Source organism: Vibrio sp. Of7-15, from assembly GCF_022347565.1.
Taxonomy (GTDB): domain Bacteria; phylum Pseudomonadota; class Gammaproteobacteria; order Enterobacterales; family Vibrionaceae; genus NORP241.
This window is the reverse complement of the sequence record NZ_JAKRGH010000008.1, coordinates 122615-139971: the sequence shown is the minus strand read 5'-3', so window position 1 is coordinate 139971 and position 17357 is coordinate 122615. Positions and strand designations below refer to the sequence as shown.

The 17357-nt window shown below is 44.5% G+C and carries 4 protein-coding genes; all 4 read right to left on the bottom strand.

Going from position 1 to position 17357, the window contains the following annotated elements:
* Positions 1-6 precede the first annotated feature (6 nt).
* From MHO82_RS11200 to MHO82_RS11185, 4 genes are read right to left on the bottom strand one after another with little or no spacing between them, the layout of a single operon-like run.
* Entirely contained in the window at positions 7-2121 is a 2115-nt protein-coding gene (locus MHO82_RS11200) for a type I secretion system permease/ATPase (RefSeq protein ID WP_239184033.1), read from the bottom strand.
* Positions 2118-3317: a glycosyltransferase gene (locus tag MHO82_RS11195; RefSeq protein ID WP_239184032.1), complete on the bottom strand. Its 1200-nt coding sequence runs from the start codon at positions 3315-3317 to the stop codon at positions 2118-2120. Before MHO82_RS11195 ends, MHO82_RS11200 begins: the two co-directional genes overlap by 4 nt.
* Positions 3314-13816: a non-ribosomal peptide synthetase/type I polyketide synthase gene (locus MHO82_RS11190; protein WP_239184031.1), complete on the bottom strand. Its 10503-nt coding sequence runs from the start codon at positions 13814-13816 to the stop codon at positions 3314-3316. Before MHO82_RS11190 ends, MHO82_RS11195 begins: the two co-directional genes overlap by 4 nt.
* Positions 13813-17121, bottom strand: a complete 3309-nt coding sequence (locus MHO82_RS11185) for an amino acid adenylation domain-containing protein (RefSeq protein WP_239184030.1) — start codon at positions 17119-17121, stop codon at positions 13813-13815. Before MHO82_RS11185 ends, MHO82_RS11190 begins: the two co-directional genes overlap by 4 nt.
* Positions 17122-17357 lie beyond the last annotated feature (236 nt).

Below are 17357 nucleotides of genomic sequence, written 5' to 3'. Positions count from 1 at the left end.
TGTCCCTTAAAGTGCTTGCTGGGCGCATAAATTGGCGTACATGCCACCTTGTCTGGCGAGCTGCTCGTGATTCCCTTGTTCAATGATTGATCCCTTGTCTAATACAATGATCTTGTCGGCGTGCCTTATTGTCGACAGTCGGTGTGCCACGATGATCACGGTTCGGTCGGAGCAAATGTGGGCCAAGTTATTTTGAAGTTGTCTTTCCGATTCGTAATCTAACGCGCTGGTGGCTTCGTCAAAAATTAAGATTTTAGGATCAATGGCGAGTGCTCTGGCGATGGCAATCCGCTGTCTTTGTCCACCGGATAAATCGGCCCCTCGCTCTTCCAATACCGTTTGGTATCCATCGGGCAGCGAGCAAATAAACTCATGCGCGCCGGCTAACATTGCGGCTTTTTGCACTTGCTCTAACGTCAGATTTGGAGCGGCAAAACTGATGTTATTAAAAATGGTGTCACTAAAGAGCACGTTTTCTTGAAGCACCACGCCGATGTGGGATCTCAATGATGACATATCGATGGTTTTTAAATCGTGTCCGTCTACTTTAATGCTGCCTGACTCTGGCTCGTATAAGCCCTGAATGAGTTTGGTCAGTGTGCTTTTGCCAGAGCCGGAGCGCCCTACTAATCCAATCACTTCCCCCGGTTTAATGCATAAGTCGACATCGTTTAAAGAATAAGGTCGGCTGGGTTGGTATTTAAAACTTAATTTGCTGATCTCAATGTTTCCTGTCACCGTTTTTAGCCAATGGCGGTCTGATTTTGCCCCCTCATCTTCATGATTCAGGATGTCACCGAGTCGGCTGATGGAAATGCGAACTTGTTGCAGCTCTTGCCATAACTGAGACAAGCGGATGACGGGCGTATTAAAGGCAGTTGCTAACATGCTAAAGGCAACGAGTTGGCCTACGGAAAGCTCCGCTTGCATCACAAACGTTGCGCCAACAAATAAAACCAGTACCGTGACCAGTTTTGAGATTAAGTTGACGCCTTCCACACCAACGTTAATCCACCATGTCACATTGAATCGAGACAAGACATAACGCGATAAGATAGATTGCCAGCGGTAGCGCATTTGTGGCTCAACGGCCATGGATCGGACGGTTTCTATGCCAGCGATGGTTTCCACTAAGAAGCCATTACTTTCCGCATTGGTTTCAAACTGTTTGCCGTAATATTTGTACAGCCTTGGCAGAATAAAGACACAAACAAGGATGTACAAAGGCACTGAGCCGATCACAATGGCTGCCAGTGGCGGGCTGTAAAACATCATGACCAATAATAGGGAGAGAGACAGCATTAAATCGATCAAGGCGGTTAAGGTTGCTCCATTTAGAAAAATCCGAACCTGCTCCACCTCATTCATACGAGCAATAATTTGCCCCACGGAACGTTCCGAATAAAAACGATATGGCAACACCATCAGCTTATCAAAGAGCGTGGTGCCCAGTTCGGCGTCGATTTTAGCCGTGGTATGTGCTAGCAAATACCGTTTCACCAATTCAAGAATGGTTTCCATGCACATAATGGTACAAACACCAATAGTAAGCATGATTAAGGTTGTTTCGCTGCGGTGTACCACGACTTTATCAATAATGGTTTGTAAAAATAGCGGCAAAATCAGAATGCAAATTTGCAAGACAAACGCAGTTAACAAGATTTGACTGATTGAGTGTTTATATCGATAAAACGAGCGAATGAACCACATCCCACTAAAGCTATTGGCTCTTTTGTCTTTCTCTGGTTGTTGATTGAAAGAGACGATCGTTCCCGTTGAAACGCCTTTAAGAACACTAGCGGAAATCTTCGATTGTTTACCTTCTGCGTCCAAAATTTCAATGCCACTACTGTCAGCACTGAGCATGACGTACCAATTGTCTTCCGTATCCTGAATCATGGCTGGACACATTATGGTTGAAAGCGAGCTAAAGTTAATTTTTACAATCTGGCTTTCTAACCCCAGTGCACTTGCAATGTCTTGCACTCTATCACAAGAAAACGACTCTGAAGGGTGCTGATACTGTAAGGAGTCTGGAGTGATGGCATTATCAAAGTAATTGGAGATCCACGCTAAGCTAAAAAACATTCTTGTCGCTTGATCTATGGTTTGCTCGCTCATGATACTGCCTCATCCTGCAAGGCGCTTTTTTCGCCAAGGCGATGGATTGCATCAATGAGTTTGTGGCAACTTTCTTGGCTGTCTGCGCTGCGTTGTCGAGCTCTTTTTCCCATCGTTTGTCGTAATTCTTGATCTTGTGCCAGCCTCAAGATCGCATTACTGAGTTCATGGTCTTTTGACACATCAACATTCAGACCCTCAACTTGGTGGGTGTACTGCTCTGCATTTCCGCCAGTGTGAGCGGTTACGACAGGCAGCCCACAGGCCATGGCTTCGGCAACGGTTAATCCAAATGCTTCAAATTCACAGGCAGACACAAAAATGTCTGCGGTCTGGTAGGCTTTTTTTAATTGATCGCCATGTAATTCGCCGTGAACATGGAGGTAGTGGCACTCTTGTTGTTTTAACTCTGAATATAAAGGGCCATGACCAACAAAGTGCCAATGAATGGAGTGATGCCCAGATGCATGTAAATGGTGGGCGGCTTCGACTAAAGACGGTAGATTCTTTTCAGTGGCTAACCTGCCAGTAAATAATACGTTAACTAAGGCTTCATTTTTGTCTTGAGTTACGTTCTGTTGGGCATCGCTTGTCTGGTCAGCTGTGGCGGGTGAGTAGTAATCTTTATCCACGCCAAGAAAAGGAATCCATTGGGCTTTGTTTGACAACTTGTAATTATCTAATACGAACCGAGTTGGCACCGCCGTGAGTTGATAGTCGTCAAAAATATCTTGTTTTATGGCATCCACTTGTAGCGCAGAAATGGACATCTCGTAATGACGGTAAAGGTCGGATAATATGCCATGACATATTGCCACTGTTTTGCATTTTTTGGGTAAATGATGGAGTCGCGCTAGGCGAAAACCTGACACCATAAAGAGCATCATAGGTTCATCAACAATGAACACATCAAAACATTCTGTGCGTAAGATATTGTCAATAATGTCTTGCCCTTCATGGTTGGCAAACCACGATTCTTCTTCGCTCGTCCTCTCTGAGGTTGGAACATTGACTAATTTTACCCCAACCTCTTGGAGCACTTTAGCCTGAGGGCACGACTGCCATTCTGGGTAGTCTGGAAATACCAATGTCACGTCATGACCTAATTCGCGTAAATAACGACAACGGTGATCAACATTGCGGGTTACACCGTTCGTTTCAGGGTAATAAAATAGGGTATAGATCAGGTATTTCATAGATCGACCTCTGTGTCTGTCTTGCGTGTTTGGTGATGGGAGGTATTCGCCAACAATTGGTTGATGATCCTTGCGACTTGTTCAACCAACGGAGGGGTCAGTAGAGAATAGTGATCCCCCGGTACTGACTCTACACTCAGCGTTCCAGAGTTGGCTTCATTCCAGATCGAAGAGCTGTCTGCACTGCCTTGCGCAGAGATGAGCGTCAGGTTTTCTATTGAATTTGGGGCTGGAAAATAGGCGTAAGTCGCATGGGTCTTATATACCTTAAATAGCTGACAAAGAAATGATAGCTGCTCTTGCTCTAAACCATGGTGGTGAACAAAGTAGTCATGCAATTCATTTTCATTTGATGGGAAGGTGTTCTCATCGAGTGCCCTGTCAGATAGCAGGTGGGAAATTAAGGCGATGAAGCTGCCGAAAATCTCACTGAATTGAGTTTTGTTTCCCTGCAATGGAAAACTGTCTATCAGTACGACTTGAGGAGAATAGCCCGTTCGTTCTTTCCAGATCGTTTGACAAAGTGCTGCTAAGCATCCACCTAAAGAATGGCCTGCAAATACAGGTGCTACCACATTTGGGCAGCGTTCTAACTCAGAGACAACTTGTACTGCAACGGCTTCTAAAGTGGGTAATGTGGGATCAAATAAATGAAATGCCATCACCCTATCCCCTTCGATATGCTTAGAGAGAGCATGGAGCGAGTTACCCAGCCCTCCAATGCCAGGAAGCAATACAATAGGCTGAGCAGATGGATCATCTTTAATTAAGATTGGCGTTACTCCTTCAGGCATTTGAGGCTTTGATTTGACCTGACGTTGTCGGTCAATCGCGTGTGCTAAGCCCATTGGTGTAGGTGCTAAGAAAAACGCCTGTATTTCTAGTCTCACCCCGTATTCTTTTTCTATTTTCCCAATCAGTTTGATAGATAAAAGGGAATGTCCACCAATATCGAAGAAGTTGTCTTCGGCCAGAATATTCGATAATCCAAGTACGTCTTCAAAATACTGAATACATTGTTGAATCAACATGCTATCCACTGGAGAAGTGTCAGGCCGTAGGTGTGGCGACACGATGTTATGTTGATGATGAGTGTGATGACCGTTTGATTGGCCAATGTCAGTGGTGCTCTCAGATATTGGCTGATCTGGGTGTAAGAAGAGCTTAACCATGAAGTCATTAAACTCTTTTGCCCATTGCTCAATGGTTGATGACTCAAACAGGGCTGTATTGTATTCCCACGCAATATCAAAAAAGCCATCGTCTTCATACACAGCTGCCATGAGATCAAATTTTGCTTGAGTCAGGGACGCGTTATCGTACAGCGGTGTGAATTCCAAGCCGTCAGAATCCAGTGGTGTAAACTCATTATTTTGTAACACCATCATGACTTGGAATACAGGGGCGTAAGACAAAGAACGTTTCGGATGCAGGTGATTAACAATATCTTGAAAAGGTACAGCCTGATGACCGTAACTGCCGATCAAGTTTGCGCGCGTTCTCTCCATAAACTGTGAAAATGTTTCTTCATTTTTCCAGTGACTTCGGATCGGCACCGTATTAGCAAAATAGCCCAACATGGTTTCTTGAACGGCATCGACTCGATTGGCGACTGGGGTTCCAATGACCACATCATTTTGTCTAGATTTTCCGCCGATATAGAGTGAAAAAGCCGCCATCATCGCCATGAAAGGTGTATAACCGTTACTTTTACAAAAACGCTCTATCGCTTCTGTTGGTTGCGTGTATTGATGCCAATGCACCTTTCCTTGCAATGGCAAAACATTTGGCCTTGGGTGATCTAAAGGTAATGAATGGCATTCAGGGGCATTAGCGAGTGCTTGCTTCCAGTAATCTAATGCTGGATCGCCGTTTTGTTTTTCTGCCTGCTCTGTAAGCGCAATGTCACCAAGGTGGATGGGCATTGCAGCGAGATCATTGGCCTTTTGAGTTGCTTTTTCTTGGCTGCCAGTACTGTAAAGTGTGCCAATTTCATCAAAAAGCAGCCCCACCGACCAACCATCCGAGATAATATGATGCAAACGGATAACAAGAACATGCTCAGTCTCGGTTAGCTGTAGTACGGTCATGCTCAGCAGTTCATCATTTTCTAGGGTGAAGTATTTATCTATTTCTGCCTGCACGAATGAGTGAACGTTAGGATCGTCACTGCGATATTGAGCGTGCCTTAAATCCAATACATTCAGTGCAAATTGACCGGTGTGATGTATTTTTTGCCAAACGTCTTGCCTGTCGTCTTCAAAGAAGGTGGTTCTAAGAGCCGCATGCCTTTGCTGTATTTGTTGAACGCAATACTCAAATAATGGGACATCAAATGTGCCCACAAGACGGTAAGCCCAATTCATGCAGTATTGATTTGATGGCCCTTGCAGTTTTTCCATAAACCATAATTGTTGTTGGTTGCTTGTCATTGGGTAGTAATCGGCGAATTCGTCACTATAGCTGACGTTTGTATTTGGCTCCGATAGCTCGTTATGCTCGCCCCCAACGACCTCTGCTATTTGTGTAGCAAGATGGGATAGCGTCGGTTGAGCAAAAAATGTTGCGTAATCAGGCACCACTCCCCATTGACGCTTTATCTGACTGAATAATCGTGTCAACTTAAGCGAGTGGCCGCCTTGCTCAAAGAAATTATCACTGGCGTAGACGGCATCACACTGCAATATGCGTTGCCAAATTGGTGCGATTTGCTCTTCCAATGGGGTTAATTCTCGTGACGATTCGTGAATCTCAGTACGGTGTTTGAGCGTCGTAGATGCAGGTAAGTCCTGTTGGTCCACCTTAGCAACGCCATCATCAGACAGTTCACGTATTTGCACTTGGGGAGTAAGACATACCTTGTGTATCAGTTGGTTAAGCTGATGCGCAAATCGTCTGATTGTGTCTTCTTTGAATAGAGCGGTATTGTATTCCCATGTGCATTCATAGATCCCCTTTTTATTGGGAAGGATAGATAAGTAAATATCAAATTTTGCACTGGTATTAAAATGGGTCACATCATAAGGCTCAACACTGATATCAGGATGGCTGAAGTCACCATGGTCATTATTTTGAAAGACCATCATTAGCTGTGTTAACGGCGCATGGCTGGTGCTACGTTCTGGCTTTAATGCTTCAATGAGCATATCCACAGGTACATCTTGATGTGTGTAGCATGTCGCCAGATCAGCTCTTTGTTGACTCAGTAGATCATTAAATCGAGTCTCTTCTTGCCACTGACAGCGAAGCAGCATGGTATGAACAAAAAAGCCAACAACAGATTCGAACTCTGGTTGAGTACGATTTGCAACGGCTGTGCTGAGCACAATGTCTTTTGAGTCGCTCAGCAACCCAAACAAGACACTGAGTCCAGTATGAAATAGCATAAATGGTGTGACACCCAATGCGCCGCACGTTTTATTAATTAAGCGCCCAATATCGTCAGGCACTGGAATATTTATGGAGCTTCCTTCATCAGGAAGTCGTGTTGGCCTTGGAAAATCAAGAGGAAGCTGGTGAACAGTAGGAAGGTCTTTTAGGTAAGACAGCCAAAACTGTTTGGAATCATCAAACTCCTGACTGTCCATCATGCGCCACTGCCAAGCGGCAAAGTCGCTGTATTGCGCTCCCGTAAGAAGAGAAGGGAAAGACTGATTAAGAGTAATGGCAGAGTAGAAACGATCGAAATCGTTAAATAAGGTTCCCATCGACCAACCATCACACGCCATATGATGCAAAGAAAGCAACAAAGTGGAGTGATGATCTGTTTCTTCAATCCATGTCGATTGCATCAGTACGGGATCGGTAACACGGATGGTGTTTTTGATCGATTCAGCAAGGATGCGATCTCTTTCTTGAGTAACTTTATCTGCGTGATCAACGCCTTCAGGACCTTCACTTATCCCACGCAGTGAAAAAGAGCGCAGTTTGACACTTTGTGGCGCATTGACTTTTAATTCTGGTGTCAAGTCCACTTCTAGTATGCTGGTTCGTAAACTGACATGCTTGATCACCAACATATCCAGCGTTTTTTGTAACGCATCAACATCCATAGCACCAGAAATCGTCCAAGCAAAATGGAGCATCCATGCACCATGGTCATCGTGGGTTTTGTCTAAGAACCATAATCGAGATTGGTTCAATGATAAGGTCGGAGATGTTGTGCTATCTGGATCTGCGATAATAATTGAACTCGTCTTTTTATGCGCTTCAATTAGTAACGACTTCTTAATGACTTGTGGGGCTTTAGCATCATTGCTCTGTCGCTGCCCTTTGATGGGGGCAGGTTTTTCAGTTGCCGTTTGGTTATCAACTAAGGTTGCAAGATTAGCCAGTGTTGGTTGGGCAAAAAATGCCGCGTAATCAGGGGCAACTCCCCATTGCTGTTTTATCTGACTGAATAATCGAGTCAACTTAAGCGAATGGCCACCTTGCTCGAAGAAATTATCATTGGCGCAGACGGCATCACACTGCAATAGGTTTTGCCAAATGGGTGCGATTTGCGCTTCCAATGAGGTCAGTTTGCGTGATGTCGCTTTATGAGGTGTTGATTCATGATGCACAGTACGGCGTTTAAGTGGCGTAGGTGCAGGCAGAGCCTGTCGGTCCACTTTGCCATGTGCATTCAAGGCAAATTGTGGGAGCCATGCCCATTTCCGTGGTCGTAGATGCTCCGGTAGCTGCTGAGTGACTTTTTCGTGGCACTCGTGAAGTAATTCCTCAATCTCCCCTTCTCTGCTTGAGGACGCGACCCATGCACTTAACGTATCCTGGTGCAAATCGACGATGGCATCTTGAACATCCGGCAATTGCGTTAAAGTGGATTCCACCTCGCCAGGTTCAATTCGAAATCCTCGGTATTTGATTTGATTATCGATACGACCGAGGTAAATCAACTGCTCATCCTGCCAGAGCACTTTATCGCCTGTACGATAACAGCGAGTTGCTATTCCGTTGGCATCAATGTAATTCACAAATGCGTGTTGAGTTTGTTCTTCTCGGTTCAAGTAACCTTGTGTGACCGTTGGGCCACTTATCCATAGCTCTCCCGGCATGCCTTGTGGAACTGGTAAGCCATTGTCATCCATCACTCGAGCCGTCACGTTAGGAATAGGTCGGCCAATGGGAACAGAAGGTGAAACATGGTTGCCTTTCAACGAGTTGTTTGTTTTCTCATTACACTCGATGCCAAAATCAGTCACGTCCATGACCGTTGCAATGACTGTGGTTTCTGTTGGCCCATAAGTATTGAGAAGTTGAATTTTTCCCTTATCGAGCGCTTGCCAATGCGTAAGACGATTCTGTTGCAGTGCTTCCCCACCAAGAATACACAAGCGGAGGGAGGATTGAAGTTGCTGGCACAAGGCATCGTCGAGTTCATCACACAGGACATGCCATAGCCCCGTTGGCAGTGACGCTACGGTTATGGCTTTGTTTTGGATGAAATCGGCAAACGCAGGGAGGCTGCTGAGGGTTTGTTCGTTGCGATACACTAAGGTGGCCCCGAAACATAACGCCATCATGTGCTCTTCTACACTCGCATCGAAGCCAATTGAGGTGATTTGTGCCACCTTATCATGACGTGAAATACCATAAAATGTCTGGGCGGCAATACAATAATGGACAAGGTTGGTATGAGTAACCGGCACGCCTTTTGGTCGCCCTGTTGAACCTGAGGTGTAAATAAGATACGCCTTGTCGTCTCGGCTTAAACTGCCTCTTTCCGAGGTATTCATATGATTTGGCGTATCAGGATAACTTGCAAGAGTTTGTAAGATGTTGACGTTGTTGGATAACGAAAGCGATGGGCACGCCCAGTCCCGTGTTGTTGCTTCTGAGTCGAGCACAAATGCCACCTTCGCATCGCTCAAAATATCGTTTACTCGTGATTCTGGGTAAGCGCTGTCAATGGGAACATAATGGGCTCTGATTTTAAAAATCGCGAGAATAGCAATCGCCTGCCATCGTCCACGAGGCAGCGAAATGGCAACGGGTGCGCCTGTGGGGACGCCACGTTTAACCAAAAGATTTGCCAATTGGTTAGAGGTGGATTCTAGCTCGCGGTAGGTAATTTGTCCGTCATCATCAATGATGGCAGTGGCATCTGGCTGACTCTTTGAGTAATACAGGCTTAAGACAGACTCTGCATGCCTTAAATCGGAAGTCGTGTTGGAAAGTAACGTTTCAGCATCATGATCACTATGTTGGCTATTATTGGCAAGAGCGTCACCGATCTGTGTGTCACACATAAATTGTGATAGTTCGGCTGTTGGCGTTTTCATTGCCTGATGAACGAATTGTGTAAATATGGATTGGAGAGACTCAATCGCAACGTGATCATACAAATCTTTTCGAGCTTTCCATTCTATGATGATCTCATCGCATTCTTTCCATGTGGTTAAATAGAGATCAAATAACATTGGCATTGACGGCAACGCCTCAACGGTGGAACTCAGTCCTTCTAGTTCTAATGGCGCGCGATCAATGGACACCATCATGTTTTGAAATAGTGGGTGACATCTTTCACTGCGTTCGACACCAAGCTTCTCGATTAAGTGTGAAAAATCCACATGTAAATGTTGCCACCCTTCTAGTAGTGAACTCTGTGTTCCACTGAGCAAAGCATCAAAGTGAACGGAATCTTCAAAATGATTACGAATAATCAACGTGTTGGTGAAAAAACCCACGACCTCTTTCCAGCGAGGATCTTGTCTGTCGGCAATGGTTGTACCGAGGGAAATATCACTTTGATCCGAGGTTTTAGCCAGTAACAACCCGAATATCGTAGACAAAAACACAAACGAGGTTGTGCGATGCTTTTGACAAAACTCATCAATGCTCGACGTTGTTTTTACATCTAAAATCAACCTGTTTTTAAGGGTTTCTACACTGCCAGCTTGGCGTGCTTGGCGAGATAATTTGTTCTGTATTAGTTGATGAGCGCCTTGTAAACGTTGTTGCCAATACGTCAGAGCCGATGCATTTTGATCGCTACGGTGCAATAGGTCATTGACATAATCTGTATAAGTGTTTGAAATCAAGGGCAGTTCAGGTGTGATACCTTGGCTAAAACTGCGATATAGCATCATCAGCTCGTTGGCGATGGTGTTCATTGATGCGCCATCTGCTGCAATATGATTGACGACCAGCAGTAGTACCGACTCTGTTTGTGTTATCTGATACACATGACAGCGGAGCATTAAGTCATGGCATAAATCAAAAGCACGTTGACAATCTGTTTCTAATTGTTGCGTTAACTCTTGAGCTTGTATGTGTTTAACATTCACTTCAAATGAGACTGGATCATGACTGACAACTTGATGGAGACTGGTATGGTCTTGCTGATAATGGGTTCGAAGAATGGGGTGACGTTCAATCAAAACCTGACACGATTTTTGAAGCGCAGAAATAGATAGGTGACCTTTTAAGCGAAACGCTTCACAAATATGAAAGTCTGATATGCCAGAGAGCTGATCCAATACCCACATGCGTTCTTGAGCAGCGGATAGTGGTATTTTCTTGGAGTAGTTAACGCCGCCGGACACCGCCATATGAGTGATTTTTTCTTTCTTAATTTGCTCACCAAGAGTGTTGGCTAATGCTTGAAAATTGTCACTTTCCATGATCGACTGTAGGGGGAGCGTAATGCCAGTTTGTTCTTTAATCTCTGCACTAAAACTGACAGCGGTAAGTGAGTCACCACCAGATGAGAAAAAGTTAGTGGTAGATAAATCATGAGGCTTAGTACCAAAAACTTTTTGCCAAGCTTGCTCGATACACGTTTTGGCACTTGAAAGCGGCTCAGTGGCATTGGTTGATGAATAGGCTTTAGTGTGTGTCGTTATTTCATCTTTTGCACTTTTCAACAATTTACTTTTTGTTGAGTTATTAGATCGGCCAATGGCATCGCTAACCTGAGTAAAAGGACGATGATGGAAACGATATGGAGGAAACGCGACTCGATGAGGCTCCTCATTAGGTGCTAATGCAGACCAATTTACCTCCCCGCCATCACACCAATATTGGGCTATTGCGGAAAACAATTTGGCGGTGTCATTCTGTGGATCACGAGCGTTACCTAGTGTCCCCACACATGAGTGATATTCAGCGAATTTTTCATGCTGTCGTATGTAGTTAGAAAGTCCACCAGCAGGACCAACTTCAATGAATACGCTTGGTTCGGCAGAGTCGAGAAGTTGCGCGATACCTTGACTGAACTGTACAGGGTTTAAAATATGAGAAGCCCAATACTCACCATTAAAAATGGCCTCTTTGGTCATGATCCCGGTCACGTTACTGACGATAGGAATTTGAGGCTTAACGGTGTCAATGTTGCGTTGGTCAAACTCTTCTTGAAAACGAACGGAGGCGGCTGTCATGGATTGGGTATGAAAGGCATGGCGCGTTCGCAGAGTTTTATGTTTAATGGAGCTTAACGTTAATGTTTGTGTCAGCGTTTCGATGGCTTCATTTGAACCCGCTAAAACCACATGTTTTGGGCTATTGTATAAAGCGATGGTGACGCCTTGTGGAAGGTCGAAGTCTGATGGCAGATCTTCAACGGACACCATGGCACCCTTTTTAGAAGCTGACATTAACTGGCCACGTTTGATCACCAGCGCGATTGCGTCATGCAGAGACATAACACCAGCTAATGTTGCAGCAACCAGTTCACCGAGGCTATGCCCTATCATGACATCTGGTTTTATGCCGATCGCATACAATGCTTTTGCCAAGGAATATTGAAGAGAAAACAACAAGGGTTGGGTTTCATCGGTGGCTTCGAGCCCCTTTTCTGAATGAGTAAATAGTTGGGCTTTGGGATCGTGAAAACCATGTGCTTTAAGATAAGAAAAACACTCATCCATTGCGTGTTTGAAAAGAGGGAAATGTTGGTAAAGATCGTGTCCCATCCCTCGATATTGACTGCCTTGCCCTGGAAAAACAAATACGGTTCTTACTGTATTGTTCTTACAAGCGCGACTTAAACTCCCCTCTGTCTGTGTAACGGCGTGACGAGTTACGGTATCGACCACACACGCAGCCCTGTAAGCTGCATTATGATGAGAGTGTTGCAAACTAAAGGCTAAATCAGTAAGAGAGTCTGTTTTGTGCGCAGCGTGCTTAAGATCAGCAAATACATTTTGGCTCGCCTTGGGATCTTGATAGGAGCGAGTCAAAACACAATAAGGTGAAGAGGCTTTTAAGTCGTCATTTCTTGGCGGTGGCGTTGCCAAAATAGCATGAGCGTTTGTGCCACCAATCCCAAATGAACTGACACCAGCATAACAAGGCTCTTCTTGTGGTAAAGCCACTGTTTCTTTGTTGATCTGGAGAACTTGGTGGTTTTCAAGAGCTAAAATAGACGGAGAAAAATGCTCGAAGTTCGAATGCGGGGGAATACAGCGATGCTTCATACAAAGTGCGGTTTTAATGAGCCCTGTGATCCCTGCCGCGACATCAAGATGACCCACATTGGCTTTTACTGCCCCAAGAGTTAATGGTGTTTTTCTTTCTCCATAAACGTTCAGCAATGCCTTAATCTCTAATGGATCTCCCAATTTTGTTCCGGTGCCGTGGGTTTCAACATAACAGAGATCTGCTGGGGTTATTTCTGCTAATTCTGTCGCGAGTTTAACAACTTGTGTTTGCCCTGCCACGCTTGGCGCTGTGTATCCGGCTTTGTCTTGTCCGTCATTATTGACAGCAGTACTTTTGATCAAAGCAATAATTTGATCGCCATCAGCCAGTGCACTTTCTGCCCGTTTAAGTGCAATGAAACCGGCACCTTCTCCCCAGACCGTTCCCGCGGCTTCTTTATCAAACGGTTTGCAAGTCCCGTCCTTGGATAAAATCATTCCTTCCTGATATTGATATCCTTCGCGGACAGGCAATAGGTGAACGCCCCCTGCTACCGCCACATGACATTCATCGGCAAGCAGCGATTGACACGCTAAATGCACCGACACCAGTGACGTTGAACAAGCGGTATTTATGGTGATGGCAGGCCCTTTTAGGCCAAGGAGATACGCCACTTTCGTTGCAAAAAAATCTCGATAAGTCAGTGTGTTCGTTTTGTAGTTGGCGGATAAATTATTAGGAGTAAACTGCTTGGCCGTTTGTATCCACTCTTGATTTAGCCCAGCCCCCATATACAGGCCAATTTGTTCGCCTTCTGGGGCATCGCTATACCCTGCTTGCTCTAAGGTTTGCCATATTTGTTCGATAGCAATTCTGAGCTGCGGATCCATTAATTCAGCGTCTTGATCACTGATACCAAAAAAGCCGGGGTCAAAATAGTGAGGGTTATCTAAAACGCCTCCCTGCCAGACACGATCGGTACTGGAAGTATCACCAGTTCTTTCATCTGGACGAAGTTCTCTTATCCCCGACTCCCCTTTTAGCAATTGCTCCCATAATTGTTCGGTATTGTCTGCACCAGGAAAACGGCCTGCACAGGCAATGATCGCAATATCAAATTCACTTACAGAATGACTCATTTTAAGGCTACCTCTCCTGCTCTTTGGCGTTTTCTGGATGCGATTCGTTGTCTACCAACGGGTTTTGTGTTGCTTGGGGTGGGATCTGGCTGCTTAGGCGCACGTTGAGGTGCTGGGTTCTCTATTTGATTAGTAAGAAGCTGCTGTTTTTTAAGCTCTGCAATCATGGATCTTGGCGATGGGTGCTCAAAAACAAACGTATCACTCAAAGTGTGTTGGGTGTGTTGCTCTAACACCGCTCGCAGTTGACTTGCTTTTACTGAATTTCCACCGACATCAAAGAAGTTATCGTTAAGCTGAACGGGATGAGCCAACACTTGTTGCCAAAGCGAAGGAATCATTTCTTCTAGATTTTGATTTTCAATACTCTGCTGCTCATAGTCACCAACCAGCTTATTTTGATCCAACGGCGGTTTGTGCCTAAACACGGCTGTGTGTTCTTGCCACATAGACAACAACGTATTTCTGTCTGTTTTTCCATTCACATTCACAGGCCAATCAGAAATATGCAGGCTATGGCTTGGCAACATATAATCGGGCAGTTTCGGCCTCAAATACGCTAAGATTTCTGGGTGCGCCCAATCTCCTTGGAAAAAACAAAGAATTTGCGCATCGGCAGCGGAGCCATGAGCCACGATGGTACAGCGTGTTATCGCTGGTGATTGTGATAACGTGTTTTCTATTTCACCTAATTCAATCCGATGGCCCCTAATTTTGCATTGTGAGTCTGCTCGGCCATGAAATTCAAATTCTCCGCTTCTTGTCAGGGTCACTAAATCCCCTGTCTTATACGCTCGTTGTCCAGTGGACACAGTGACAAATACCTTGTCAGTTAAAGCTTGTTGGTGAAGGTAACCGACAGAAAGGGTCGCACCAGATAACACCAGCTCTCCATTCACGCCAGGGGGAAGAATACGAAGAAACTCATCTCGAACATGAGCCTGACAGCCGTTCAATAAGCCCCCAATTGGCGCAATGGAAGACTCTGTTTCAATTGGCTGAGCCATCACCCATACCGTTGATTCTGTTGGGCCATACATGTTCCAGCACTCTAAGCCATGCTGGGTTAATGCCTTAACCAATTGATTACTGATAGGCTCTCCACCAACCAGAGCGATGGCATTGGTCATGGGCAACCCTTCAACCCCTTGGAGCATTTGCCATGTCGTTGGTGTTCCTTGAATGTGTGTCAATTGGGCACTTTGTAAGACTTTCGCTAATTGGCGAGGATTTTTTTGCGTCTGTTCATTGATGATGAATACCGTGCCACCAGCAATCATTGGCGCGAAAAGTTCAAGCACCGAAATATCAAAACTGGGCGAGGTCAACGCTGCGATACAACAGTGCTGATTTAAAGAAAGCTTTTCGCTAATACTGAACAGGAACTGATCTCTGGCATCAGATGAAATGATGACTCCTTTAGGTTCCCCAGTAGTGCCTGATGTAAATAAGATATACGCATTAAACGGCTCTGTAGGATGCGGAGGTAATTCAATAAACGGATCTTCTTGAGCGCTGAGCCATGAATGCGTTAATACCTCTGGTTGGTGTTGTTCTTCAGCTATTTGTTCCGCTGATAACGCACTTTCTAACTGGGTTAATGCCGATTCGTTGCCGGCGTCTGTAATAACAACCGCAGGCTTTAGCTGGTTAAGAATGGATTGAATTCTTGCTTTTGGTAGATCCTTTGATATTGGCACATAGGTTGCGCCTAATCGATTTACGGCCAGCATGTACACAAGCATGTCATAGCTTCGGGAGTATAAAAGGCCAGCATGGCTACAATGAGTAACCCCATGTTGATGAAGCTTTCTAGCATAAGCCAGAACATCGGTGCTCAGCTTTGAATAGCTGATGCTAGCCCCATCTTCGACCATCACAGCAATATCATCGGGTCTATCCTTAGCCATTTTCTCTAATGTTTCACACAGCCCCGTGATGTCTGCCGTTGCATCACCACCTTGTAATGATTGGTAAAAGTTCGTTTCCTCTTTGGTTAAAAGAGGCACATCTCCCACACGAGCATCAGCGGTTAACTCGGACAGACGCGCCAATGTTTCAATGATTCGATCAACCGTTGGTTGGCAATCATCTTCCTTGAAATATTCAAGGTTCAGTTGAACATCTAGAACCGGGGCTTTTTCCTCGTAATAATCTCTTAAATAAATCGCTACCGGTGACAATTCGTGCCCATGACACAGTGCATATAAATCCCCTTCCGCTTCACCATAATGGCAACGGAATTTCATCGGCTCGTAGGAAAAAAGGACATCATATATTTGCTGGCGTTTATTTTGTGAAACATGAAACTCTCGACTCAAACGACTGATCGGAAATTTTTGATGCCGTAAATCTTTTTTTAATAGCGTTTTTAAATGATCAACGGCATTGGATAACGTGTCGCTTGGGTTCAATTCGATGTGTACCAATGAAAGGCCAGCAAAATGCCCCACTTTTTCTCGTAGAGATCGTGAATGCCGGCGGTGAGTGGGACGCCCAACAGTTATACTGCGTTGCCCTCGACTATCAGCGAAACAAAGTTGAATGGTTAGAAGGATGAGGTGTTGTACCGTGCAGTTTAATACTTTTGATTGATTAACAAGCCGAGCCCACACATCAGGGCTAATATGGAACGAGTTACGCCAAGTAAAGTTACTTGTCATAGGCGGTAAAATTGGCTGTATTAGGGAGCGTTTTTTTGATGAAAATTGTTTCCAAAAAGCCTCATCTTTCTTTTTTCTATCCGATCTCCAATACTCTTGTTCTTCTATGGCAAGGGATTGTATGGATAGTTCATTAAACGTTAGCTTAGATAAAGATTGATTGTATTCTTCAATGACCTTTTGATGAAAAAGATTAAACCCCATTCCATCCATAATAAGGTGATGCCAAATATGAGCGAGTGTGTGTTCTGACTCAGAGTGCTTTACAATAATAAAGCGGTACAGTGGAGGGTTTTCCAAGTCAAACGGTTGAGCGATAAGATCGTTTAATAATTGAGACGTTCTTTGTTGTTGTAATCCAGAGGGTAAGCTCGTGTGGTCGATCTCTAAAATATCGCATTGACTATATTTTCCTTCAAACCTCACTCCAGCACCATCTCTTTGGGTGTAACCGAAGTAAAAGACTTCTTCCCGTGAAATTAACCGTCTGATAACGTTTTTCAGGTGGGCGGTATCTAACGTCCCATGAATTTTTTCAAAAGATCCTAAATTAAAGCATGGAGTTTCAAGGTGGTTAACTTGTACATTAAAAATTTCTCTTTCCATTAAGGTCAATAGACCGTCGCAATCATTAACTTTCACTGGGGGCCTCAAGCTTAAAAATTATGTTGCCACCGTGAATTTTTTAAATATAGCCTCCATGAAACCAATTAGAAACATTTTTGTTAATAACGGTGGCATTGATCCAAGGAGGTGTAAATATATAAATCATTAATAGGATTTCTGTATATAATTAATATCGTAATTTACGATGATAAATACAGTTGCAACAATATTCTCGATCCATATCAAATCAACGCCAGTCGATTTTTATTATT

Excerpts from the sequence above, each read along its gene's own strand:
- MHO82_RS11200 (WP_239184033.1), bottom strand. The coding sequence starts at position 2,121 with ATGAGCGAGCAAACCATAGATCAAGCGACAAGAATGTTTTTTAGCTTA.
- MHO82_RS11195 (WP_239184032.1), bottom strand. The coding sequence starts at position 3,317 with ATGAAATACCTGATCTATACCCTATTTTATTACCCTGAAACGAACGGT.
- MHO82_RS11190 (WP_239184031.1), bottom strand. The coding sequence starts at position 13,816 with ATGAGTCATTCTGTAAGTGAATTTGATATTGCGATCATTGCCTGTGCA.